Below are 23,097 nucleotides of genomic sequence, written 5' to 3'. Positions count from 1 at the left end.
GGCCGGATGGCCATGATGGCTGGAGGGCAATCGGGCTTTCCGCGAGAGGTGGAACATGGCGTTCACACTGAGCGTGCGTAACTACCGCGGCCTCCGCCGTGTCGATTGGAGCCCCTCGGGCGTATGTGCCCTCGTGGGGCCGAACGGGAGCGGGAAGACGACGCTGATCGACGTGCTTCAGCTCCTGCAGGACACGTATCGGAGTGGCTTCACGAATGCGATTGCCGGGCATGGAGGGGCATACGGCCTGCGTCACTTCGAGGCGGAGAAGGGCGAGCGGATCTCCTTCAAGCTCCGTGTCGATAGCGCCATCTGGGAGTTCAGTCCTGAGGTCTCCCTGGGCCCAGGTGGCGCACGCATTCCTCTTTACGAGCGCATCACTGACGGGGATGTCCTCTCCGCTGAGTTCGACGGGAGTATGGATGAGGTGCTCGGCGATGCTTCTCCCAACGATGTCGGCTTGCGCGATCTGATCTACCAGGATGGTCTTGATGGGGTCCCTGAGTCGACGCGGCGACTCGTGGAACTCCTCTCTTCCTACCGCCATCATCATCACTACGCGCTCGCAAGTCTCCGTCGGGAGGGTTCGCTCCTGGGTGGAGACCTCCGGCTGAACGATGACGGACGGAACCTCTTCGCGGTCCTGATGAACTGGCGAAACCGACGTGATCAGCGGGAGCGCTGGACCTTCGTATTCAACACCATGCGGGACTGCTATCCGGAACTGTTCTCGGACTTCTCCTTCCCGATCGCGGCGAACATCGTGTCCTGCGAGGTCCACACTCCGGCTGGCCACTCGTTGACGCCCGTGCTGCTCCCAGACGGGTTCCTCGTCGCGCTGATCCACCTCTGTGCCGTTGCTTCATCGGCACCGGGAGCCGTGCTCGCCATCGACGAGCCCGAGAATGCCCTGCACCCATTCACCCTCCGCCGCCTGATGGAGGCCTTCCGCGAGTGGTCCGACGCGCATGACGTGACGGTGCTGCTGGCGACGCACTCTCCGGTCATCCTCGACACCTTCAAGGAGTTGCCGGAGAAGGTGTTCGTGATGGAGCCAGGCGAGGAGGTGCTGCCGGTACCACTCGACAGCTTGAAGAAGCGCAGCTGGCTGGCCCACTTTGCGCTGGGAGACCTCTACAAGGACCTCAAGTACGGAGCTCCAGCGGGAGCGGATGAGGCGTGAGCGCGAGCGTCGGGCTCATCGTCACGGGGAAATGTGAGCAGAAGGGACTGTGTGACTCGCTTGCACGCGTCTTCCCCGAGGTCCGGTTCGAGCTGCTCGACCGGGTCGAGTCGTTCACGAGCGCCGATGTCCGGGAGCTTCCCGAAGCTGCTGGTTCAGGCACGACGCTCGACAAGTTCGCGGCCAGTCTCGTGGCCGCGGTCGAGGAGGAGCCGCCAGACCTCGTGGTGGCGATTGACGACCTCGAACTGGTCAACGCGCCCCATCCCGAGCTGGTGGCCAGCAGAGTCCGCGACGCGGTTCATGCGCACCTCGCCCGTCATACGTGGACGTCCGAGGCAACGCGCGACAAAGTCACCCAGCGCGTCCGGGAGCGTTGCTCGTTTCACCTGCTGGCTCCGATGATCGAGGCCTACTTCTTCGCCGAGCCGGAGGCACTCGTGCGCGCGGGCGCGGGCCGGCCTTCCCAGGTTGATGCGTCGTCAATCGACCTGGAGGCGTTCGTCACGGGCGACCCCGACTTCCTCAACCATCCCGACGTTGCGCACAAGCAGAGCCCGAAGCGGAAGTCCTGGGCCATTCCCCTGCCGGAGCGGGCCCGGCATCCGAAGCACTACCTGCGCTTCCTCTGCGACCCGACGAACCCCTACACGGACCGTTACGTCGAGACGAAGGGGGGAGCCGAAGCCCTGCGCAAGCTGGATTGGGCGCGTGTCTTCGCGCACACCGAGCGGGTCCGTCTCGCCCGCTCGCTCTTCGAGGACATCGCCGACCGGCTCGGGGTGCCCCATCCCTTTCCCGGGCAGGGACACCCGGCGACGGCGGACTTCAAGAACGCCCGCGTCCTGCGCAACCTCTGATGGGCTCCCTCGGGCTCAGGCCGCCCGGCGCAGGGCCTCCAGCAGTGCCTCCAGGTCCTCGTCCGTGGTGAGCGGGTTGATGAGGGTGGTGCGCAGCCACACGCGCCCGCCGAGCGTCGTCTGCACCAGGTAGAAGTCGCCGCTCGTGACGAGCGACTCGCGCAGGCGCACCTGGAGTGCGTCGAGCTCCGAGGCGGGCAGTCCCTTCGGGGTGTGCCGGAAGCAGACGATGTTGCAGTCGGGGGCGACGGCCAGCTCGAAGTCGCCGGAGGACTGGAGGCGCTCGGCGAAGCGGCGGGCCAGGTCGAAGCTCTCGGTGACGGCGTCCGCGAAGAGCTTCGTGCCCAGTGCGCTCAGGCAGACGTACAGCTTGAGGGCCATCATCTCCTTGGTGCACTCGAGGGTGCGCAGCGCCACGTCGCTCCAGCGCCGCGTGTCCTGGCCCGTGAAGAGGTAGGAGGCCTCCTGGGCAAAGGCCTCGAAGGAGCGGTTGCCGTCGCGGAAGAGCACGGCGGTGATGAGCGCCGGCATCATCATCATCTTGTGCGCGTCCCACACCACCGAGTCGGCGCGTTCAATCCCCTTCACCTGGTGGCGGTAGCGAGGGCTGAGCGCGGCCGAGGCACCGTGGGCCCCATCTACGTGGAACCAGAGGTCGTGCTTCGCGCAGAAGTCGGCCACGGCCTCGAGCGGGTCGAAGGCGCCGGTGGCGGTGGAGCCGGCACTGGCCACCACGGCGATGGGACGGCGACCGGCGCGTCGGGCCGCGGCGAGCGACTCCTCCAGCGCCTCGGGGCGCAGTCGGTAGTGCGCGTCCACGGGGACGGGGGTGATGCCCTCGGCACCCCAGCCCATCACCTTGGTGGAGCGAGCGACGCAGTAGTGGGTCGTCTCGGGGACGAGCACGGTGAGGGGAGGGCCGGCGGTGGGGCCGCCATTCCACGCGTCGAAGCCGGCCTTCGCCTGACGCGCGGCGAGCAGGGCGGTGAGGTTGCCGGCGGAGCCCCCCGAGGTGAGGACGCCGCCCGCGCCCTCGGGCAGGCCGAGCACCCCGGCCATCCAGCGCAGCACGTTGTGCTCCATGGCGGTGGAGACGGGCCCCATCTCATAGACGGCCATGCCGTTGTTGAGGAGCGAGGAGGCGAAGTCGCAGAGGGCCGCGAGGGGGAGGGGGGCGGACACCTGGTGGCCCACGTAGTGCGGGTGGTGCAGGTGGTGCGAGTCGGTAATGACGCGCGTGAGGAGGTCCGGAAGTACGCCGGAGGGCTCCTCGGGGAAGTTCGCGGGGAAGCGCTCGACGTGGGTGGCGGGCGAGGCCCAGGGCAGCACGGGCCCCTCGCGGCGGAGGGTCCGGGCGAGGTGGTCGGCGAGCTGGTCCACCCATTGGTGACCGAGGCGGCGGAAGCTCTCGGGATCGTAGGCGGCGGCGAGGTTCGGGCGGGTGGCGGACATGGGGCGTGCATCGCGCTGGTTCACCCGGGCGTCAATCCCCTCCGATAGAGTCCGGCCATGGTTTCCCGGTGTGTTCTCTGTGGCGCTTCACTCCAGGCAAAGGACGTTCGCCGCGAGGCGGTCTCCATCCAGTGCTCGTCCTGTGGGGGGGTGTACTCGTTCTCGCGCGTGCACGTCAGCGGCGGGTCTTGGGTACGCATGCCCGTCGAGTCCGCGGAGCTGGAGAAGGGCTGGTCCCTGACGCGGGAGGGCGATGTCCTGCGCTTGCGCTGGCGCTGGTACCTGCCCGACATCTGGTGGTCGCTTCTCCTCCTGGCGGGTATGGCGTTCCCGATCGTGCAGGTGCTCAACGGGGCACACGTCAGGAAGGGCTCGCCCGAGTCCTTCGTCGCGGGGTTCGCCGGAATCTGCTTCGTGTTGGCCTACGCCATCCTCGTGTCGCTCATCAATCGCACGACGCTCGAGGCCTCACCCCGTACGGGCATCCGGGTACGCAATGGTCCGCTCCCCTCGTTGCTGCTGCCGCGCACCGTTGCGATGCAGGACATCCGCCAGCTTTACGGGAGGCAGACCGGCTCCCGTACGCGCAAGGGCAGGCGTTTCCCCGTGTACGCGCTGTATGTGTTGGGTCGGGACGGGAGCCGCCGTCGGCTGGCCGGGTACCTGCTCACGGAGAGACAGCTTCTCTTCCTGGAGCGCGCGCTGGAGGAGCACCTCGGCCTGGAGGACTGGCCCGTGTCCGAGGAGCCGTAGGCGGCCAGGGCTCGAAACTCCCTAGAATACGCCTCATGGGTTCAAGAGCTGCTCAGGGAGAGCGCTTGTGTGTGGAGCGTGAGGGCGAGGTCCTGTGCCTGCGCCTGGAGTGGTACACGCATGCCACCTGGAGATTTCTTCCCTTCGCCCTGGGCTTCCTGGTCTTTGGCGTGGGGGGACTCCTCGTGCGGAACGACGCGCTCGTTGGCTTTCTCCTGTCCGCTGCCTTCGGTCTGTTGTTGAGCTACGTGACGACTGCGGGGTTGATCAACCACACGCGCATCAAGGCCTCGCCACGGGAGGGCATCGCCGTGGAGCATGGACCCTTTCCCGCGTTCTTCTTCCGCTCGCCCTCCGTGGACATGAAGGACCTCCGGCAGGTCTATGCGACACGGTTCGAGGACACCGACGGTGACGTGTTCCACGCGTTGTGGGTGATGAAGAAGGATGGGCGCAGCGTGCTCCTGACGCGGGACAACCTCCTCATGGCCCCCTTCACCTCCGAAGTCGTGCTCGAACTGGAGCGCAGGCTGGAGGAGCACCTGGGCATCCAGGACGCGCCCGTGTCCGTGCTGGGGGAACTCAGGGCCCACTGAGCGGGCCGGTGCGGAGCGGAGGGTGGGCGGCTATCTTCTACCCACCTGGAGGCGCAACCCCGCGCCCCATCACGCAGGAGGCCTCTCATGGCCGCTCGTATCACCATCCTGTTCTGCAGTGCTTGAGGCTACAAGCCTCGGGCCGCCCGTGCGGCGGCCGTGCTGAAGAAGGAGCTGAACCTGGACGCGGAGTTGAAGGTAGGCCCATCCGGCAGCTTCATCGTGGAAGTGGATGGCAAGCCGGTGGTGAAGAAGGAGTCGCTCGCCTTCCCCACCGAGCAGCAAATCCTGGAGGCGGTGTCCAAGGCGGTGGGCGGCCCTTCCCAATCACCTGGTTCATAGTCTTGAGGCAGGCGGGCGGCCGGGGGCCTGGCTCCCGGTGTCCGTGCTCCCCAGCGTAGGCCCTGGGCCCCACCTTGTGTGCGTGGAGGTGAGGCCATGGCCGTGGAGTGGTTGGAATCCCCTTTCAAGCGGAAGTCCATCCAGCACTGGATGAAGGTGCTGGACCTGGATGGGAAGGTGCTGGGGCGGGTGGACTGTGTCGGGCAGACGGTGCTGTTCGTGCGCCGACGCTTCTCGCGCAAGCTCTGGGCGGTGCCCCTGGGGCGTGTGGAGCGGGTGACGGGCAAGGGCGTGTACGTGGCGGGGCGGGAGCGGGAGGTCCTGGAGCCCGAGGCGGGCCGGAAGCACACGGAGCTCGTCACGGCGACCTACCCGCTGGCGGAGCCCCCTGCTACGAGCCTGGAGGCAGCGCAGCACGCGTCCGCATGAGGATGGTGCGCCGGGCGGCGTTTCGTGCTTGAAGGAGCGGCCATGTCCTCCATCGAGAATCTGTCCCAGAAGGTGTCCGCGGCATTCGCGGACAGGGCGAAACTGAAGGAAGCGGAGTACGCGGCCGCCGTGCGCGAGACGCTGGCGCTGCTGGACTCGGGCGAGGTGCGAGTCGCGGAGAAGGGGCCCGAGGGCTGGAAGGTGAATGCCTGGGTGAAGGAGGCCATCCTCCTGTTCTTCGCTATCTCCGACATGAAGGTGATGGAGGTGGAGCCCTTCGAGTTCTTCGACAAGATTCCGTTGAAGAAGGGGCTGGAGGCGGCGGGCGTGCGGGTGGTGCCGCCGGGCGTGGTGCGCTACGGGGCATTTGTCGAGCGCGGGGCGGTGGTGATGCCCGGCTACGTGAACATCGGCGCGCGGGTGGGGGCGGGGACGATGGTGGACACGTGGGCCACGGTGGGCAGCTGCGCGCAGGTGGGCCGCGACGTGCACCTGTCGGGCGGCGTGGGACTGGGCGGAGTGCTGGAGCCACCCACGGCCTCGCCGGTCATCATCGAGGACAGGGCCTTCATCGGCAGCCGCTGCATCGTGGTGGAGGGCGTGGTGGTGGAGGAAGAGGCGGTGCTGGGAGCGAACGTGGTGCTGACGGCGTCCACGCCCATCATCGATGTGACGGGCCCCGAGGAGAAGGTCTACAAGGGGCGGGTGCCGGCGCGTAGCGTGGTGATTCCGGGGATGAAGGAGAAGCAGTTCCCCGCGGGCCGCTACATGGTGCCGTGCGCGCTCATCATCGGGCAGCGCAAGGAGAGCACGGACAAGAAGACGAGCCTCAACGCGGCGCTGCGCGACTTCGCCGTGCCAGTGTAGTTGCGCATGCTCCCTCTCCCTCTGGGAGAGGGCGGGGGGTGAGGGTAGTCGAGCCCGTTCTTCAACCCGTGGCCCACAGTGGGGACAGGGGGTTCAACCCGGGTTCATCCGATACCCTCACCCCGTCCCTCTCCCGAAGGGAGAGGGGACTTTCCCTAGTGTCGCTGGTGGACCCGGCGGCGCGAGGCACCCGTTTTCGAAGCGCGCTTGAGGGCGGTGTTCTTCGTGGCGGCCGCCTTGCGCGCAGCGGTGGCTCCGGTGGTCTTCTTGGCCGCGGTTGTCTTCCGCGCACCTGTCTTCTTCGCCGCCGTGCGAGCGCCAGTGCCAGCTCGAGCGCCAGTGCCCGTTCGAGCGCCGGTACCCGCTCGAGCGCCGGTGCCAGCCCGAGCTCCAGCTCCAGCCCGTGCACCCGTGCCAGCCCGAGCGCCAGTGCTGCGCTCCTGGGCTCTGGTGCGCAGGGCCGCCTCGGCCCGCTTCGCCTTCTGTTTCACCGACTTGCGCTTCGTGGGCTGCTTCGAGCCGAGGCCGCCGCGCCGCGTCCCGGGGCTCTTCTTTGCTACCTCTTCACGGCTGGGGCCTCCACCGCCAGGCGGAGTGCCGCCCAGGCCCGAGGCCTGCGAGTCTGCCGTCCCCTGGGGTGTCACCCGCGTCTCTTCTTCGGGCATCTCGTCAGGGGGGTTCATCGCGCCGTGCATCTCCTGGGTCATCGGGTCCTCCAGTGGGTTGTGCTGCACGCCTGCCACACACAGCGTATGCCTTGTGCGAATGCGCGCGGAGACCCGGCGGGGTGGAGGTGAACGCCACCCAACGAAAGCGCGTCCTTGCGAAGGGCGGGTAACTGCTGGAGGGTACAGAAGTCTCCTAGGAGCAGACCCATGAGTGACCTCGCGACCCGCCTCGCGCAATCCACGCTGGCCCTGTGCCAGATACCCAGTCCCATCGGCGAGGAGCGCGCCATCGCCGACCACGTGGAGCGCTGGGCACACGCGCACTTCCCACCGCGAGAGGTGTTCCGGCTGGGACACTCGCTGGTGCTGGGGAGCCTGCAAGACGCGCGACCCACGGTGGCACTGGTGGGGCACCTGGACACGGTGCCGGCGCACCCGAACGACCGGGAGCCGCGCATTGAAGGCGAGCGCGTCTTCGGGCTGGGTTCCTCGGACATGAAGGGCGGGCTGGCGGTGATGATGGCGCTGGCGGAGGACCTGCCGCGCGCGCAGCTGCCGGTGAACCTGGTGGTGGTGCTCTACGAGCGGGAGGAGGGCCCGTACCTGGAGAGCGGGCTGGGGCCCCTGTTCGAGACGCGTCCGGAGCTCAAGCGGGTGAAGTTCGGCATCGCGATGGAGCCGACCGACGGCGTGGTGCAGGTGGGGTGCGTGGGGAGCCTGCACGTGACACTGAAGTTCAAGGGCCGGAGCGCGCACTCGGCGAGGCCCTGGCAGGGAGAGAACGCCATCCACAAGGCAGGGCCGCTGCTGGCGCGGCTGCTGGCGCTTCCCCGGCGCGAGGTGGTGCAGGATGCGTTCACCTTCTATGAGGTGATGAACATCACCAAGGCCTCGGGAGGGCGTGCGCGCAACGTGATACCGGAGGCCTTCGAGCTGAACCTGAACTACCGGTTCGCCCCGGGGAAGACGGTGGCTCGGGCGCAAGAGGACGTGCGCGAGCTGGTGGGGGACGCAGCAGAGGTGGAGTTCACAGACCTGGCGCCGAGCGGCCGGGTGTGCGCGGACAACCCGCTGTTCCAGCAGTTGATGAAGCTGACGGGGCTACCGGCGGCCTCGAAGCAGGCGTGGACGGACGTGGCGCGCTTCTCGGAGCTCGGCGTGGACGCGGTGAACTTCGGGCCAGGAGAGACGGCACAGGCGCACCAGGCGAACGAGAGTGCGCCGATTCCCGCGCTGGCGGTGGCCTACGAGAAGCTGGCGACGTTCCTGAAGCAGGCGGGCTGAAAGCGCGAGCTCTGGCTGTTCGAGATTCAAATGAACCCGCAGCTGCTCCTACAGGACTCCCCCTCCTTCCGGCGCACGGTGGTGATGATGGTGCTGATCGCCATCCTGCTGTTCGACTGGCAGCCGGACTCCCGCCTGCTCAGCACGCCGGCACAGCGGCGTGAAGAAGACCGGCCCCTGCCCGAGGACGGGAGCGAGGTGGGCTCCCAGGCGGCGAGACCGCTCCGCTCCGCGCACCTGGAGGCCGTGGCCCGGCCGCTGCCAGGGGGACGACAGGCGGCGAGGCGTCGGCCAGGGCGTCGCGGCTGAATCCCGATTCGGGTGGCTTCGTGGACACTCCGCTAGCGCCAGAACCCCACCGAGACACCGAAGTTGGAGTAGCGCCGCGATGCATCGAAGGACGCCGTGAGCGCCCAGTCATCCCAGTAGCGGAACAGGAACAGCTCGAAGCCTCCCGTCAGGTGCGGCCTGGGCAGGTGTCCCTCGAAGGGCGAGGGCTCAATGAAGGTCCCTAGCCGCGTGCGCAGCCGCCCCGGCCAGGTCTCGTGCTCCACGCCCAGGCGCGGCTGCAGCATCGCTGACGCGCCCACCTTCCGCGGCTCGGTGAGCGCCGTGAACGAGTGCACCGACACCGCGTTCTCCACCCGCGAGATGAAGTCCGCCTGCGCGCTGATGAGCCACCGGCCTGCCAGGGCGCTCGGGTCGTCCTCCACGGGCAGCTCCGCGAAGTGCTCTCCCTCCAGCATCTGCCGGCGCGCCGCGGGGGAGAGCCGGTTGTAGAGCTCGGCCCCTTTGCCCAGCCGCCAGCTCGCGCCCAGCGACAGCACCGCGGGCGATACCACCGCCGAGTAGAGCTGCCGGCCCGCGAGGAACGGCACCTGCCCCGTGCTCCGTCTCCAGGCACCCACCACCTCCGGCCGCACGGACACTCCCACTCGGTACGGCCGTCCGTAGGGCCGGTACAGCATGTCCAGCGCGATGCCCGTGTTCCCGTAGCGCCAGTCGCCCTCCGGCTTGTGGCTGAAGACAGCCTGCGCGCTGTAGATGCCGAAGCCGAGGATGAAGTCGTCCCGCCCCAGCGCTATCGCACCGGCCAGCGCCGACTGGAGGAAGGACACACGGATGAGATCATTCGTGTCGCAGAGGACCGTGTTGCAGTAGCCCACCTGGTAGTTGCGCAGCGAGAAGCCCAGGCCGAAGTTGCGGTACTGCAGCATGACCGCGCCCAGCAACTGCAACGTCGTCGGGGCGTCGTCGGCCAGGCCGTCGTTGTCCAGGTCCTTGCCCTTGGCCTTTGACAGGGGCAGGTCCAACCAGGACAGGGTGAAGCCCACGTCCCAGTCCTTGTCCAACCCCGGCGAGCGTTGGGCGAGCGCGGCCAGGCTGGTGGTGAAGCCGGCCACGCCCTCGGCGATTCCCACGTAGGCGCCGCCCAGCCCCACCACTCGCGAGGAGCCCATCAGCAGGCCCGAGTTGAGGTACAGCCGCTCCGGCCGGGTGGCGTCGGGCACCTCGTCCTGTGCCCTCGCCACCCCAGCCGTCAGCAGCACCCACGCGACGACGAAGAGTGCTGCCCTCATCAGCCCTGCTTCACCACCTGGGCGAACAGCGTGTCCGCCTCGGATGCCAGCTTCGTGTCGCGCCAGGTGAGCCCGCCCGCGTCGTGCGTCACGAGCGCTAGCGTCACCTTGCGCCAGCGGATGTCGATGTCCGGGTGGTGGTCCGCGGCCTCGGCCGCCTTCGCCACCTGGCTCACGAACTCGATGCCCGCGAGGAAGCTCGGCGCCTCGTAGGTACGGCGAATCATGCCGCCCTCGTGCTTCCACTCGGGGTGCTCGGTGAGGAACTGCTTCAGGGCCTCGGGGGTCAGTTGCGTACGGTCGTAGGCCATCGGTGCTCTCTCCTATCGCGAATGGGGGACGGCTGTCTCAGGCGCGCTCCACCGCGCGCCGCCACTTGGTCAGGTACCGCTCACGCGCCTCGGGCTTCATCTTCGGCTTGAAGACCTTGCCCACCTTCCAGGCGCGGCGGATGGCATCCGTGTCCTTCCATACGCCCGCTCCCAGGCCCGCCAGGAAGGCGGCCCCCAGGCTGGTCGTCTGCAGGTTCTGAGGACGCACCACCTCCGTGCCGAGCATGTCCGCCTGGAACTGCATCATCAGGTTGTTGGCCGAGGCGCCTCCGTCCACCTTGAAGGAGGGAATCTCCCGGCCGCTGTCGCGCCGCATGGCCTCGGCGAGGTCATGAATCTGCATGGCCACACCCTCGAGCGCCGCGCGCGCCAGGTGGGCCACCGTGGTGGAGCGGTCAATGCCGGCGAAGAGGCCGCGCGCCTCGGGACGCCAGTGCGGTGCACCCAGGCCGGCGAGCGCCGGGACGAACACCACGTCCCCGCTCTCCTTCACGCTGGCGGCGAGCGGCTCCACGTCCGAGGCCTTCTTGATGACCTTCAGGCCATCACGCAGCCACTGCACCGCGGCGCCCGCGATGAAGGAGCTGCCCTCCAGTGCGTACGACGTCTTGTCCCCGATGCGCCAGGCCACCGTGGTGAGCAGGCCCGCCTTCGAGAACACCGGCGCGTCGCCCGTGTTCATCAGCAGGAAGGCGCCCGTGCCATAGGTGCACTTCGACTCGCCGGGAGTGAAGCACGCCTGCCCGAAGAGGGCCGACTGCTGGTCCCCCGCCATGCCGCTGATGGGGATGCCGTCCGGCAGGCCGCGCATGCCCTTCGTGGTGCCATACACCTCGGCCGAGCCGCGAATCTCCGGCAGGCACGAGGCCGGCACCCCGAAGAGGTTGCGCATGCCCTCGTCCCACTGGAGCTTGCTCACGTCCATCAGCAGGGTGCGGCTGGCGTTGGAGACGTCCGTGACGTGCACCAGGCCCCCCGTCATCTTGTAGACCAGCCAGGTGTCGATGGTGCCGAAGCACGCGTCGCCCTTCTCGGCGCGCTTCCGGGCTCCCTTCACGTGCTCCATCATCCAGGAGAGCTTGGTGCCCGAGAAGTACGGGTCCAACACCAGGCCCGTCGTCTGACGGACCCGGGGCTCCTCTCCCTGCTCGCGCAGCTTCGCGCAGTGCTCCGAGGTGCGCCGGTCCTGCCACACGATGGCGTGGCCCAGGGGCTTGCCGTCCCCGCGCGTCCACAGGCCGGTCGTCTCACGCTGGTTGGTGATGCCCACCGCGGAGATGTCCTTGCCTTCCAGGTCGGCGTCCTTCAGGGCTCGGCGGATGCACTGCTCGACGGTGGCCCAGATTTCCTCCAGGTCGTGCTCCACCCAGGAGGGCTTGGGAAAGTGCTGGGTGAACTCACGGTAGGCGCTGCCCACCACCCGGAGTTTGTCGTCGAGGATGGAGACGTGGGTTCCCGTGGTGCCCTGGTCCACTGCCAGCACGTACTTCGCCTTCGCCATGGATGTAGCCTCCTGCGGCTGCCTGGGTGGTGTGCGGGCGCACCATACCCGAGCCATGGCTCTTGGCACGCGCGACGTGCGCGCCTAGCCTGCGCGCCATGCCTTCGGTGAAGGAATTGAGAGCGCTGCCCCAGGTGGATGTGAGGACCTTCCAGTCCGAGCACGGCCCGGTCGCGCTCATCCAGCAGCCCCCCTCGCCCGTCTTCCAGCGGGTGGCCCAGCAGATGGGCAGTGCGCGCACGGTGTTCATGGCCCACCGCTCGCGCCTGGCGGACCGGCTCATGGCGATGCTGCAGGGCTTCGAATACCTGCAGGTGCTCTTCCTCAAGCCGAAGACAGACGGCGAGGTGTTCGCCGTGGGTCGGTTGGAGACGAGCTCCCTGGTGATTCACGACCCGTCCGTCTCCAAGTTCCACGCGCTCATCCGCTGGAACGCGGCCGATGACAGCTGCTATGTGCGCGACGCGGGCTCGATGAATGGCACGTTCGTCAACGCCATCGCCCTGGGCGACCAGGAGCAGCAGTTGTTCGACGGGGATGGCCTGGCCTTCGGCGACGCGCAGTTCCTCTACGTGCGCACCGATACCCTGCACGCGCACCTGGCCATGGCGGCCCCCTCGACGGGCCGCTGAGCCTTTCTCTCACTCGCAGCCGTAGCTCTCGAGGAGTCCAACAATGGATTCGACCTCTCTTCGCGCCCTCCAGGCGCCCATCAAAGACAAGTACCGCACCGACCCCCAGTCCGCGGTGGTCACCCTGAAGGCGCAGGGCTCGCTGGATGACCAGTCCATCGCCTGCAAGGTGGAGACGGGCCGGGCGCTCGCCGTCGCTGGGCTGCACCCCGCCACGGGTGGCTCGGGGCTCGAGCTGTGCTCGGGTGACATGCTGCTCGAGGCCCTGGTGGCCTGTGCCGGCGTGACTCTCAAGGCTGTGTCGACGGCTCTGGAGATTCCCCTGCGCAAGGGCGTCGTCCGGGCCGAGGGCGACCTCGACTTCCGGGGCACGCTCGGGGTGGACAAGACCGCGCCGGTCGGCTTCCGGGCCATCCGGCTGTCGTTCGAGCTCGACACCGATGCGCCCCAGGAGAAGATCGATCAACTCCTGAAGCTCACCGAGCGCTACTGCGTCGTGTTCCAGACCCTGAATCACCGGCCGGAGCTCAGCGCGCAGATCCAGAAGCGCTCGGAGTAGCGCCTCCCGGCTCTCGCGCGTGCACTGCCGAGAGCCGGTGCGTAGCCCCGGGGCGGCCCTCATTGGTCGCGCGTGCCGCACCCGGGGTCATCGCCCTCTCCGCCTCCAATCTCCTTGAAGTACCGGATGATTCGCCGTCCCTCGGCGTCCTTCCGCGTGCTGGCCATGCTCACAGGGGTGACGCAATCGATGCCCATGGTGTGGATGTCCGCGCCTCTGTCCACCAGGAGCTTGACGCTGGCGAGATTGGAGTGGCCCGCGGCGTCGATGAGGAGGGAGTTGCCGTCCATGCCCGCGTTATCGATATCGGGCTTCAGTTCATCGAGGAGCAGCTCCAGGAACTCGACGTCCTGTCCTTCCGTGATGACGTTCCAGAAGATGAACCTGTCCACGCTGTCCGGCCGGGTGAGGACCAGGTGCAACACGGCGCTCCGCAGCTCCGGGACGCTCGCATACGAGGCCAGGTCGTGGGGAGACGCGCTTCCGAGGGTGGCGAGCTTGTCGATGCGTCGCCAGTTCTTGGCCTCCGCCAGCAGGCGGAACACCTTGCTCTTCGGGTCGGCGGCGCCGAGCTCGAGGAGGAGGTCCACACTCCAGGACCATCCCTGGGCGGCGGCGAGGGTGAGGGCGGTTTCCCCCTCCGTGCCGGCCGCTCGGGCCCTGGCTCCGTAAGAGACGAGCAGCATGGCGGCATCAGACGCCCGCTCGCTCATCGCGAGCAGCAGCGCTGAATCGAGGGCCGCCGCATCCCCGAGCCGGCCATCCTTGGGGGCTCGCTCGAGAAGCTCCGCCGCCACGTCGCCAAGCTGGTATTTCAGGGCGAGCGTCACATAGGCCAGCTTGTCCTCCTGTGTGGGCGTGGTCTGGATGCCCAGGCGCAGGAGCGTCCGGGCCCCGAAATCGTTCCTGTGCTTCAGGACATCCGCGAGCACGTTCAACCCGGAGTCATCGGTCGCGTTGAGGTCCGCCCCTCGCTTGACCAGGAGCTCCAGTGCGCGGGGGTCCTGACAGGAGGCGAGGTTCGCCACCGCCGGTCTCGTCCGGGTCTTGATGTCCTCTGGCTTCATGCGGTCCAGGATGGACTCCACGAGGGGCAGCATGTCGCAGCGCATGTCGGTGATGCCCTCGAGGAGCTCGGCGAGCTGCTCCGGTGTCCAGGCGGGTTCCGCCACGAGCGCGCGCAACTTCTCCACGTGCTCGGGTCCTCCTCTGGGCCTGGCTCGCATCGTCTCGAACACCCGGACGCCCACGAAGAGCGCCTCGAAATAATCGAGCACGGGTCTGGTCTGTGGCCGGGCGCCATGTTGGAGCAACAACCGTGCGATGCCGAGCTCGCCGTAAGCCACCGTCTGGGCGAAGGGCTCACCATAGAGAGCGAGCCAGTCCAGGCCGGCATCCGGCTGCAGGGCGGCGTCGGAGTTGGTGGGGGCGCCCTTGCTGATCAGGTAGGCGGCCATTTCCTCGCTGCTCGCGACGCCCAGCATCTTCGTGCCGCGTGACTTCATGTCGGCCCCTGCCTCGACGTAGCCACGGACGAGGTCCATGAACCCTCCCGCCACCGCAGGCTCCAGGAGATTGGGGTCCGCCTGGATTTTCGCCCATACCTCGGGTCGCGCGGCCAGGAGCTCGATGACCTTGTGCTCGCCAGCTATCAGCGCGCGCGCCACCGCGGAACCATTCTTCTCCGAAGTCCACAAGGGGTCGGCGCCCCGATCGAGCAGCAGTGCCACCACCTCGGGATGCCCCTTGTAGGCGGCAGCCCTGAGCGTCCGCTCCAGCGTGAAGGCGGGAGTTGCTGGCACCCCGCCCTCCAGCAGCAGCTCGATGATGGCCCGCTTGCCGTTCTCGGCGGCGACCTCGAGCAGCTCCGCTCTCTCCTTGTCACCGCTGGCCTCGGGGCGCTCCAGTAGGTGACGGAGGACCCTGGCCAGGCCGGACCTGGCGGCCTTCTGGCGCAGCTCGCGGACCACGTCGGGAGTGAGTGGCTTCGCGTACTCGAGGAACTTCAGGGCCTCTTCCTCCCGGCCCGCGCTGATCGCCGACGAGGCCGCCTTGCTCCAGCATTTGACGTCCGCTTCCGGCGGTGCGCCGCGCGAGAGCAGGAGTGCCGCGAATTCCTCGTGGGATTCACACAAGGCGAACTCCAGCGCGATGTGTCCGCTCGCCGTCTTCGCCGTCAGGTTGGCTCCCGCATCGAGGAGCGCCGTCACGGCGGGGAGACTCTCCTTTTCCAGCGCGGCCATGAGTGGGGTGCGCTCGTGGCGCTCCTCGCGCCGGTCCTTCGCCGGGAGGTTGACGTCCGCTCCCGCTTGGACGAGCCGGCGGATGACCTCGTCATTCCCAAGGGCCGCGGCCTCATGGAGCGCCGTCGCGCCACGCTCGTCCCGCAGGTTGACGTCCGGAGCCAGACGCAGAATCACGTCGAGGGCCGCGGCGTTCGAGGCGAGGACGGCGTAATGCAGCGGGGTCCGGCCCCTGGCATCCACCTCCGCCTTCCGGATGTCAGCCTCCAGCTCCGGCGTCAGCGGCTCACCCCGCAGGATGCGCCACTGGAGCGGCGTGGGGCCAGGCGTCAGGGTTTCGGGAATCGCCCCCTCCCGCAGGAGCGCTGGGAGCTCGGTGAATTGCCCATTCCGCCAGGCCTCCAGGAGCTTGTGGTTCTGGAGGGCGCGGAGCAGCGGCTCGCGCATCTTCGAATCGTAGAGACTGCTCGAGAGCCGTGACAGGGTCGCGCCCCTCTCGACGAGCTGTCCGACCGCGGTGTGGCGACCCGAGCGGGCCGCGGCCTCGAGTGGTGTCTGTTGGCTCTTCGGGTCCCAGGCGTTCACGTCGAAGCCCTTGGAGACGAGCCACGCCACGCTCTTGTCCGCATCGGCGAGGGCCGCCCAGTGAAGCAGGGTCAGGCCCTCCTCGCCGAGCAGGGACTCGAGCATCTCGGGCTTCTCGGTGGCGAGTGCCTCGAGCTTCGAGGGCTCGTTGCCAATGGCCGCCAGATGGAAGGGGGTCAGTTTGAGCTTCTCGAGCGTGGTCGCATCGGTTGCCCCCGCGCGCAGGAGCGCGGCGACACGCGCGAAGCTGCCCGTCTCCGCCGCCCAGCGCAGCAGGAAGCGCTGGTGGGCCTGCTCCAATCCAGGGGAAGGCCGGGTCAGCACCGCGCCCGCGTCCATCAGCCGGGCCACCGTCTTGGGGTTGTCGCCCTGGGCCGTCAGGGTGAGCGCGGTCTGGCCGGTTGCGTCCTCCGCGTTCACCGAGGCGCCTCGCGCGATGAGTGCCCCGACCATGAGCGCGCGTCCCTTCTGCGCCGCCAGCATGAGCGGCGTCTGGCCCGCCTGGGTCCGTGCATCGATGCTCGCGTGGTGGGAGAGGAGCAGTTCGGCCGTCCGAGGCTCGGCGGCGAGGGCCGCGTAGTGCAACAATCCGAGTCCACGGGCGTCCGAGTGCGCGATTGCCCTGGGATTGTCTTTCAGCAGCTCCGCCAACGCCTTGCGGTCGTTCTGGAGAACGGCGAGGTGGACGGGGGTGAGCCCCAGCGCATCCATCAGCTCCTCGTTCGCCTCGGTGGCGAGCGTCTTCAGCGTCTCGATGTCTCCCTTCTCGACGGCGCTCTTCACGCGGTACGCCAGGTGGGCGATCTCCAGCTGGCGTTGGATTTCCGGGTGCGACGGCTCGGGGATGGCCTTGGGGTCATCGAGGACCGCGCCGGCCTTGACGAGGAGCGTGACGAGCTCCGCGTCCCCCGTGCGCGCGGCATGGGCGAGGATGCCGCCACGCCCCTTGTCGAGCGCATTGACGTCCGGGACCTTGGGCAGGAGCTGGCTCGTGAGGAGACCGCCTCGGCGGTGCGTGATGGCCTCATGGACGGGCGTGAGGCCCTTGCCATCGGCGCGAAGCGGATCCGCTCCGATGCGGAGGAGCTCCTGGACGATGTCCTCGGCGCCGGCCACCGCCGCGTGGTGCAGGAGGCTGCGTCCCTCCGAGTCGACGAAGTGGGCATCCGCGCCAGCGCCGACGAGCGCCAGGTAGGCGGGGAACTGCTTCGCCTGCACCGCCTTCACCAGCCAGGGGCCGCCTTGGGTCGGCAGCTTCGCCTGGACCTCGGGAGTGGTCAGGGCTTCCTGGACCTTCTCCAGGTCGCCGGACTCGATGGCTTTTTCGATGCCACCTCGGCAGGAGCAGAGCAGTGCCAGGGCGGTGATGACGAGCCATGCGCGTGAGTGGGTGTTGCGGACCATGGAGGATTCGTAGCTGAAATCTGTTTGGAGATGCAGTGGGGGGTCCGAGCGGACTCGTGTTGTTGAGCGCACTTCACGCTCCGTGGTGGCTCCAAATCGCGGGCAGACGCACCGCTCCGGCTTGTTAGGCTTTCCGGCTCGGGAGGAAGCGCACCCCATGTCCTTCACGCTGACCGTCAACGGGAAGTCCCACGCTCTTGACGCCGATGATGACACCCCTCTCCTCTACGTGCTCCGCGACGAGCTCCGTTTGAACGGAGCCCGATACGGTTGTGGCGTGGGTCAGTGCGGTGCCTGCACGGTGCTTTGCGATGGGATACCGCTTCGCTCCTGCTTCGTCCCCGCGGTGTCGCTGAGCGGACGGGAGCTCACCACGCTGGAAGGTCTGCGTGCGCCAGATGGAACATTGCATCCCTTGCAGCGGGCCTTCCTGGACGAACAGGCGGGCCAGTGTGCCTACTGCATTCCGGGGATGATCATGGCGGCGGCGGCCCTGCTGCGGCAGAAGGCCCGTCCGTCGGAGGCGGAGATCCGCACCGCGCTGGATTCCAACCTGTGCCGGTGTGGCTCTCACAACCGCATCGTGCGCGCCATCCAACGTGCCGCGGCGGAGATGGCCCGATGAGCGCCCGCATGGATCGCCGCTCACTCCTGAAAGGCTCGCTGGTGCTGGCCTTCGCCCTGGCCCACCCGCGCGCCTTCAGTGAAGCGCCGCGCCAGGGGAGGTTGCCGGGAGACCTGGCGCGCCATCCACAACTCGATGCCTGGCTGCGCATTGGCGCTGATGGCGTGGTCACCCTGATGACCGGCAAGGTGGAGCTCGGTCAGGGCATTCTCACGGCGTTCGGGCAGCTCTGCGCCGACGAGCTGGAGATTGAGCTGTCGCGGTTGGTCATCATCTCCGGCGACACCCGACTCTCTCCCAATGAGGGGACCACGGCTGGCAGCATGTCCATGTCCCAGGGGGGGACGGCAGTGCGTTATGCCGCCGCCGAGGTCCGCGCCCTCCTCGTGGACATGGCCAGCGAGCGCCTGGGTGCACCGGCGAAACGGCTGCGCGTCCAGGACGGAACGATCTCGGATCCGGTTGGCGGTGGCAGCATCACCTACTGGAGTCTGGTGGGAGGGCGGACGCTGAACCGTCAAGCGACCGGCACCGTCGCGCCCAAGCCCGAGTCCGTGAGGCGTTACGTGGGCCGCTCGGTTCCTCGCCTGGATCTGCCCGCCAAGCTCACGGGTGAGGCCATCTTCGTGCAGGACTTCAGGTCCGACACCCTGGTCCACGGACGCGTCATCCGAGCCCCTTCCCATGGCGCGACGCTCGTCGAAGTCGATGCGTCCGAAGTGGAGCGCATGCCGGGGGTCTTGAAGGTGGTGCGCGACGGCGACTTCCTGGGAGTGATTGCGTCCAAGGAGTGGCAAGCCATCAAGGCCGCCTCGCGTCTGGCCGGCGCCGCCCGGTGGCGCGAGCACGCCGCGCTGCCTGTGGATCCCCACGCCTGGCTTCAGGCTGCTCCGGCTCAGAACATCGTCATCGAGAACACCGTGCGCCCGGCGGGTCCGCCTCCGGCGCGAACCCTGGAGGCGAGCTACCGCCGTCCCTACCAGATGCATGGCGCCATCGGCCCCTCGTGCGCCGTGGCGGAGTGGGATGGAGAGCTCCTGACCCTCTACACCCACAGCCAGAGCGTCTTCGACACGTCCGAGGCGATCGCGAAGATGCTCGGCTTGTCGAAGGACAAGGTACGCGCTCGGCACATGCACGGCGCGGGTTGCTATGGCCATAACGGTGCGGACGATGCCGCCGCTGACGCCGCGCTCCTTGCCCGAGCACTGCCTGGCCGCGCCGTTCGTGTTCAGTGGTCGCGCCAGGACGAGCACATGTACGAGCCCTACGGCTCGGCGATGGTGATGAAGGTCCGCGCCGGAGTGGACGCGAAGGGTGACGTGCTCGATTGGTCCTATGAGCTCTGGTCCACGTCCCATGGCATGCGGCCGGGTGGCAACCCTGGCAACCTGCTGGCGGGTCGCGCACTGGCCCAACCCTTCGCCATGCCAGTCCCGAGAAATGGCGGGCCGCCGAACTACGCTGCGGATCGCAACGCCCTCCCGCTCTACGCGTTTCCCGGTCGGTCGGTGACGACCCACTTCGTGACCGAGATGCCGCTTCGGACCTCGTCCCTTCGGAGTCTCGGCGCCTACGCCAATGTGTTTGCCATCGAGTCCTTCATGGATGAGCTGGCGCATGCGGCACATGTCGACCCGGTTGAGTTCCGGCTTCGCCAGCTCCAGGACGTGCGAGCCAAGGCCGTCATCCTCAAGGCCGCGGAGCGCTTCGGCTGGTCCGCGGGCCGTCGCTCACCCCATCACGGGCGCGGTCTGGGCTTCGCCCGTTACAAGAACCTCGCGAGCTACTGTGCCGTCTGCCTGGAGGTTGTTGTGGATCCACGCAGCCAGGCCATTCAGGTCGTGAGGGCTGTGCTGGCCGCCGATGCGGGCGAGGTGGTCAACCCGGACGGACTCCGCAACCAGCTCGAGGGAGGGCTGATCCAATCCTTGAGCTGGAGCCTGAAGGAGGCCGTCCAATATGACAGCCAGCGCATCCGCTCACGAGACTGGAGCACCTATCCCATCCTCGGCTTCTCGGAAGTTCCGCCCGTTGACGTTGAGCTGCTCGACCGCCCGGGCGAGCCGTTTCTGGGTGCAGGTGAGGCTGCTCAGGGTCCCACGGCCGCGGCTCTGGCCAACGCCGTCTTCGAGGCAACGGGCACGAGGGTCCGCGACCTCCCCATCACGCCCCAGCGGCTGGGTACACGAAAGGATTAAGGCTTCGGGCAGTGGGCACCCGTGTCGATCCATGCCTGGATCAACTCGCCGAACGCCTGCTGCGTGCCTGGAACGGGTTGGAGGCCCGGTCCGGGGTTCCAACCCCAGCCGACCAGGACATCCTCGGCCATGTGATGGTGGAGCTGCGTCAGGCTCTTGCCGCCGTTGCGCTGAGGGTCCTTGAGCTGCTCACAGATGTGCCCCAGCGACCTGCCCACCCAGGCCATCTCGACCGGAGCGAGGGCCCACTTTGGATTCCCTGGGATGCTCTGGAGGCTCTCGCCCACGACGGGTGTATTGGACTCCCGATGGCACGACGCGCAGGGAAGGCCCGGGTCTCCATGGCCGCTGGGGCCGCCGGAGACTCGGGGGATGTGGAGCCGCTGTTCCATTCCCTGTCGCGGGATGCCGTCCGCTGGATGACAGTTGGTGCAACGCGGATGGGTGATGACCCGGCCCGCCTCGGCGAAGAGCGCGATGGACCGGGCCGCCGGGTCGGCGATGGTGGAGAATGCCGAGACGGGCTGAAGTGCCTGTCGTGTTTCGGCTTCCACCGAGGCGCGAGCCGCGGGCTCCACGGGGACGGGTTGTGCGGTCCCCTTGCACTTGCAGCCCGCGAGCACCACGACAGCAGTCCACATGAGGGCGGGAAGGCTTCGCATGGGGCACGAGCGTAGCCAGGTGCGGCACGGCAGGCAGCCCTCTCTTCCCGGCATCGTCCTGTCTGAGGCACCCCTTCACCCGGGTGGCCTACGAGCGCCCCTCGTCAGGCGTGGCGCTGGCGGGCCATGAACCGGCGCGCGGCGAGGAACGCCAGGCTCCCGAGCCCCAACCGACCGATGGGGGTACTGAGGAGTCCTCCCGTGGCGGGACGCTGGTACGCGCGGCCCCGAGACCAGGCACCGCGGCGGTGACGCTGGCGCTGGTTGAGGTACTTGCCGAGGAACATTCCGCCGATCGTCTTCGTGAAGGCGCCCATGGTGTCGCTCCTGTGAGGAATCGCTCGCGAGGTCCATCCTCGCGAAACGTGTGGTTTCAAACTGGGTGTGGGGGCGGTGGGGAACAGCCTGCGCAGGAGTCAGGGCCTGGCCGTCCGCCTGCCCTGCGAGCTCCGAACGTCAACTGTCAGGCGTCCGCACTTGAAAGGGTTGGCAGTCGAGCGTGCCATCCGTGGGCAGTGCCTACCTTGCTTGGCGTCGCGGTCGGGGCGGAGCACCCGGGAGAGGGAGGTCGAGGGATGAAGGGGTTCATCTTCGAGGAGCTGAACGGAGGGGCGAGCTGTCGCACGTACCTCATCGCCTGCCCGCGGACGCGCGAGGCACTCATCGTGGATCCGGTGTTGGAGCTGGTGCCGAGCTACATGCAACGGCTGGGGAAGGACCAGCTCCGGTTGGCCATGGTGGTGGATACGCACACGCATGCGGACCACCTGTCCGGAGGACGCGAGCTGGCCCGGATGACGGGCGCGGTGCATGCAGGGGCTCCGGCGGGCTCGGTGCAGCGGCTGTTGAGCGAGGGAGATGTCGTCGCGGTGGGGAACCTGCGCCTCAACGTCTGGGCGAGCCCGGGGCACACCGCGGACGCGATGGTGCTGGTGATGGAGGACCGGGTGCTCTCCGGGGACACGTTGCTCATCGGCGCCACGGGCCGGACGGATCTGCCCACGGGTGATGCCGAGGCCGAGTACCACAGCCTCCAGCGGTTGCTGTCATTGCCAGGGGACACGCTCGTGTTCCCCGCCCATGACTACGGTGGGCGCACGTTCAGCACGATTGGCCACGAGCGCCTCACCAACCCCCGCCTTCGGCTGGAGCACGACGCGTTCATCCGGCTGATGACGACCCCGCGCAACGAGAAGCCCGCGCGGTTGGCGGAGTCGCTCGCCTACAACACGCGCCCGTTGTCGGCGCACGATGAGCCGGCCGAGCAAGTGTTCATGCTCTAATCGACCGCAGCTCCCTCTCCCTTCGGGAGAGGGTTGGGGTGAGGGTAGTTGAACCCGTTCTTCAACCCGTGGCTCACAGCGTGTGGGCAAGGGGTTCAACCCGAGTTCACCCGATACCCTCACCCCGTCCCTCTCCCGAAGGGAGAGGGGAAATGGCCGTGGTTGTCAGCGCATTGAAGGGGATTAGCGTCGTGCCGGTGGAGAGGGCTCGGCCACCTGGGCGTTGTGTTTGGCCCGCTGTCGCGCGAGGGCGGCGGGTGCCTCCTCGGGGGTGGCGACGAACTCGACATCGGCGGTGTATTTACCGGCCAGGTAGAACACCACGGACAGGCTCTTGACCGCGGCTTTCGCCACGAAGCTCGCTCCGACGTAGACGACGCCTCGGTACCACTCCGGGCGGATCTTCTTGGAGGCGAAGCCCCGGGCTTCCGAGGGGATGGAGCCAATCTCCGACATGTCTGCGATGAGGTAGAAGGGCTCCCGGTCGCCCAACTCCGCGCATACATCGATGAGCTGCCCCGCTTCGTCGACCCGGATGTCACCCCGGATCTTCACGCTCAGGGTGTTGGGGGGCTCGAAGCGGACCTCGTGGGCTCCGATCTTCCATTCGCGAGGTGGCGTCATGATGTGGGCGCTTGCTTAGGCGACGCGCGTGTTGCGCTGGGCCCGCTCGCGGTCGATGAGTGCGCGTGCCTCGTCTTCCGTGGAGACGAAGTGGAGGTCGAAGGTGAGCCGGCCGGTCATGGCGTGCACGAAGGCGAGGCTCTTGGCCACGGCCTTCTGGACAAAGCCCGCGCCAATGTAGACGGAGCCGAGGAACCACGAGGGATTGGTGTTCTGGGAGACGTGGCTGCGGGCCTCGGTCTCCACGGAGGTGGCCTCCGTCAGGTCCGTCACCACGAAGAAGGGCTGGTTATTCCCTATCTCTCCATAGAGCGCCGTCAGTGAGATGGCATCCTGCAGGGTGGTCTCCCCCTGGATTTTGACCCACAGGATGTCTGGCTCCTCGAAATGAGCCGTGTGAGTCCCGAGCTTCCACTCGCGGCGATTGCCCAT

24 protein-coding genes are annotated in these 23,097 nt (G+C 67.9%); 14 read left to right on the top strand and 10 right to left on the bottom strand.

Annotated elements, in window-relative coordinates; translation table 11 throughout:
- Positions 1 to 55: 55 nt before the first annotated feature.
- Positions 56 to 1,183, top strand: a complete 1,128-nt coding sequence (locus F0U60_RS48440; protein WP_395810943.1) for an AAA family ATPase — start codon at positions 56 to 58, stop codon at positions 1,181 to 1,183.
- Positions 1,180 to 2,043: a hypothetical protein gene (locus F0U60_RS48435; protein WP_395810941.1), complete on the top strand. Its 864-nt coding sequence runs from the start codon at positions 1,180 to 1,182 to the stop codon at positions 2,041 to 2,043. Before F0U60_RS48440 ends, F0U60_RS48435 begins: the two co-directional genes overlap by 4 nt.
- 15 nt (positions 2,044 to 2,058) lie before the next feature.
- Here F0U60_RS48435 and F0U60_RS48430 read toward each other — a convergent pair whose 3' ends face one another.
- Complete coding sequence (locus F0U60_RS48430; RefSeq protein ID WP_395810939.1) at positions 2,059 to 3,495, bottom strand: pyridoxal phosphate-dependent decarboxylase family protein; 1,437 nt, start codon at positions 3,493 to 3,495, stop codon at positions 2,059 to 2,061.
- Positions 3,496 to 3,693: 198 nt separating this feature from the next.
- Between F0U60_RS48430 and F0U60_RS48425 the strand changes: the two genes are divergently transcribed.
- The 5 genes from F0U60_RS48425 to F0U60_RS48405 all read left to right on the top strand — a co-directional run bounded on the left by F0U60_RS48425 (position 3,694) and on the right by F0U60_RS48405 (position 6,482).
- Positions 3,694 to 4,248: a hypothetical protein gene (locus tag F0U60_RS48425; RefSeq protein WP_395810937.1), complete on the top strand. Its 555-nt coding sequence runs from the start codon at positions 3,694 to 3,696 to the stop codon at positions 4,246 to 4,248.
- 35 nt (positions 4,249 to 4,283) lie between these two features.
- A complete protein-coding gene (locus F0U60_RS48420) occupies positions 4,284 to 4,844 on the top strand; it encodes a hypothetical protein (RefSeq protein WP_395810935.1) in 561 nt (186 codons plus the stop codon).
- Positions 4,845 to 5,003: 159 nt separating this feature from the next.
- Positions 5,004 to 5,186: a hypothetical protein gene (locus F0U60_RS48415; protein ID WP_395810933.1), complete on the top strand. Its 183-nt coding sequence runs from the start codon at positions 5,004 to 5,006 to the stop codon at positions 5,184 to 5,186.
- 96 nt (positions 5,187 to 5,282) lie between these two features.
- Positions 5,283 to 5,615 (top strand): PRC-barrel domain containing protein, encoded by a 333-nt coding sequence (locus F0U60_RS48410; RefSeq protein WP_395810931.1) that lies wholly within the window; start codon positions 5,283 to 5,285, stop codon positions 5,613 to 5,615.
- Between the two features lie 42 nt (positions 5,616 to 5,657).
- Positions 5,658 to 6,482 (top strand): 2,3,4,5-tetrahydropyridine-2,6-dicarboxylate N-succinyltransferase, encoded by an 825-nt coding sequence (locus F0U60_RS48405; RefSeq protein ID WP_395810929.1) that lies wholly within the window; start codon positions 5,658 to 5,660, stop codon positions 6,480 to 6,482.
- Between the two features lie 155 nt (positions 6,483 to 6,637).
- Here the strand turns inward: F0U60_RS48405 and F0U60_RS48400 are convergent, their stop codons facing one another.
- A complete protein-coding gene (locus F0U60_RS48400) occupies positions 6,638 to 7,189 on the bottom strand; it encodes a hypothetical protein (RefSeq protein ID WP_395810927.1) in 552 nt (183 codons plus the stop codon).
- Positions 7,190 to 7,357: 168 nt separating this feature from the next.
- On the opposite strand from F0U60_RS48400, the gene dapE reads away from it, so the two are divergent.
- Both dapE and F0U60_RS48390 read left to right on the top strand, forming a co-directional pair.
- Entirely contained in the window at positions 7,358 to 8,434 is a 1,077-nt protein-coding gene (dapE, locus tag F0U60_RS48395; RefSeq protein WP_395810925.1) for a succinyl-diaminopimelate desuccinylase, read from the top strand.
- Positions 8,435 to 8,464: 30 nt separating this feature from the next.
- Positions 8,465 to 8,743, top strand: coding sequence for a hypothetical protein (locus F0U60_RS48390; RefSeq protein ID WP_395810923.1), 279 nt, complete (start codon positions 8,465 to 8,467; stop codon positions 8,741 to 8,743).
- A 32-nt stretch (positions 8,744 to 8,775) separates the two neighbouring features.
- Here the strand turns inward: F0U60_RS48390 and F0U60_RS48385 are convergent, their stop codons facing one another.
- Genes F0U60_RS48385 through glpK form a run of 3 tightly spaced genes read right to left on the bottom strand, consistent with a single transcriptional unit; the run spans position 8,776 to position 11,847 of the window.
- Complete coding sequence (locus F0U60_RS48385) at positions 8,776 to 10,014, bottom strand: hypothetical protein (protein WP_395810921.1); 1,239 nt, start codon at positions 10,012 to 10,014, stop codon at positions 8,776 to 8,778.
- Positions 10,014 to 10,325, bottom strand: a complete 312-nt coding sequence (locus F0U60_RS48380; protein WP_395810919.1) for a 4a-hydroxytetrahydrobiopterin dehydratase — start codon at positions 10,323 to 10,325, stop codon at positions 10,014 to 10,016. Before F0U60_RS48380 ends, F0U60_RS48385 begins: the two co-directional genes overlap by 1 nt.
- A gap of 37 nt (positions 10,326 to 10,362) precedes the next feature.
- The gene (gene glpK / locus F0U60_RS48375; protein WP_395810917.1) at positions 10,363 to 11,847 is read right to left on the bottom strand and encodes a glycerol kinase GlpK; all 1,485 of its coding nucleotides are present in this window, start codon (positions 11,845 to 11,847) and stop codon (positions 10,363 to 10,365) included.
- Positions 11,848 to 11,945: 98 nt separating this feature from the next.
- On the opposite strand from glpK, the gene F0U60_RS48370 reads away from it, so the two are divergent.
- Both F0U60_RS48370 and F0U60_RS48365 read left to right on the top strand, forming a co-directional pair.
- On the top strand, positions 11,946 to 12,479 hold the full coding sequence (locus tag F0U60_RS48370) for an FHA domain-containing protein (RefSeq protein ID WP_395825762.1): 534 nt from the start codon (positions 11,946 to 11,948) through the stop codon (positions 12,477 to 12,479).
- Positions 12,480 to 12,522: 43 nt separating this feature from the next.
- On the top strand, positions 12,523 to 13,038 hold the full coding sequence (locus tag F0U60_RS48365; protein ID WP_395810915.1) for an OsmC family protein: 516 nt from the start codon (positions 12,523 to 12,525) through the stop codon (positions 13,036 to 13,038).
- 59 nt (positions 13,039 to 13,097) lie between these two features.
- Here the strand turns inward: F0U60_RS48365 and F0U60_RS48360 are convergent, their stop codons facing one another.
- Positions 13,098 to 17,270 carry an ankyrin repeat domain-containing protein gene (locus F0U60_RS48360; protein WP_395810913.1) on the bottom strand — a complete coding sequence of 1,391 codons (4,173 nt, stop codon included), beginning with the start codon at positions 17,268 to 17,270 and terminating at the stop codon, positions 13,098 to 13,100.
- A 157-nt stretch (positions 17,271 to 17,427) separates the two neighbouring features.
- Between F0U60_RS48360 and F0U60_RS48355 the strand changes: the two genes are divergently transcribed.
- Positions 17,428 to 17,895: a (2Fe-2S)-binding protein gene (locus F0U60_RS48355; protein WP_395810911.1), complete on the top strand. Its 468-nt coding sequence runs from the start codon at positions 17,428 to 17,430 to the stop codon at positions 17,893 to 17,895.
- Positions 17,892 to 20,096 carry a molybdopterin cofactor-binding domain-containing protein gene (locus tag F0U60_RS48350; protein WP_395810909.1) on the top strand — a complete coding sequence of 735 codons (2,205 nt, stop codon included), beginning with the start codon at positions 17,892 to 17,894 and terminating at the stop codon, positions 20,094 to 20,096. The genes F0U60_RS48355 and F0U60_RS48350 overlap by 4 nt, the downstream gene beginning before the upstream one ends.
- On the opposite strand, the gene F0U60_RS48345 is transcribed toward F0U60_RS48350, so the two are convergent.
- Both F0U60_RS48345 and F0U60_RS48340 read right to left on the bottom strand, forming a co-directional pair.
- Positions 20,093 to 20,737 (bottom strand): Isoquinoline 1-oxidoreductase subunit, encoded by a 645-nt coding sequence (locus F0U60_RS48345; protein WP_395810907.1) that lies wholly within the window; start codon positions 20,735 to 20,737, stop codon positions 20,093 to 20,095. The two genes, F0U60_RS48350 and F0U60_RS48345, sit on opposite strands and share 4 nt — an antisense overlap.
- A 125-nt stretch (positions 20,738 to 20,862) precedes the next feature.
- Positions 20,863 to 21,075, bottom strand: coding sequence for a hypothetical protein (locus F0U60_RS48340; protein ID WP_395810905.1), 213 nt, complete (start codon positions 21,073 to 21,075; stop codon positions 20,863 to 20,865).
- A 258-nt stretch (positions 21,076 to 21,333) separates the two neighbouring features.
- On the opposite strand from F0U60_RS48340, the gene F0U60_RS48335 reads away from it, so the two are divergent.
- Positions 21,334 to 22,041 (top strand): MBL fold metallo-hydrolase, encoded by a 708-nt coding sequence (locus F0U60_RS48335; protein WP_395810903.1) that lies wholly within the window; start codon positions 21,334 to 21,336, stop codon positions 22,039 to 22,041.
- Between the two features lie 183 nt (positions 22,042 to 22,224).
- Here the strand turns inward: F0U60_RS48335 and F0U60_RS48330 are convergent, their stop codons facing one another.
- Together F0U60_RS48330 and F0U60_RS48325 are read right to left on the bottom strand one after the other, a co-directional pair.
- Positions 22,225 to 22,665, bottom strand: coding sequence for a hypothetical protein (locus tag F0U60_RS48330; RefSeq protein WP_395810901.1), 441 nt, complete (start codon positions 22,663 to 22,665; stop codon positions 22,225 to 22,227).
- Between the two features lie 15 nt (positions 22,666 to 22,680).
- The gene (locus tag F0U60_RS48325) at positions 22,681 to 23,097 is read right to left on the bottom strand and encodes a hypothetical protein (RefSeq protein ID WP_395810899.1); all 417 of its coding nucleotides are present in this window, start codon (positions 23,095 to 23,097) and stop codon (positions 22,681 to 22,683) included.

Origin of the sequence: Archangium minus, assembly GCF_044360475.1 — a bacterium.
Lineage (GTDB): Bacteria > Myxococcota > Myxococcia > Myxococcales > Myxococcaceae > Archangium > Archangium minus.
Note: the sequence above shows the minus strand (reverse complement) of the source record. Positions and strands in the feature narration are given on the sequence as shown.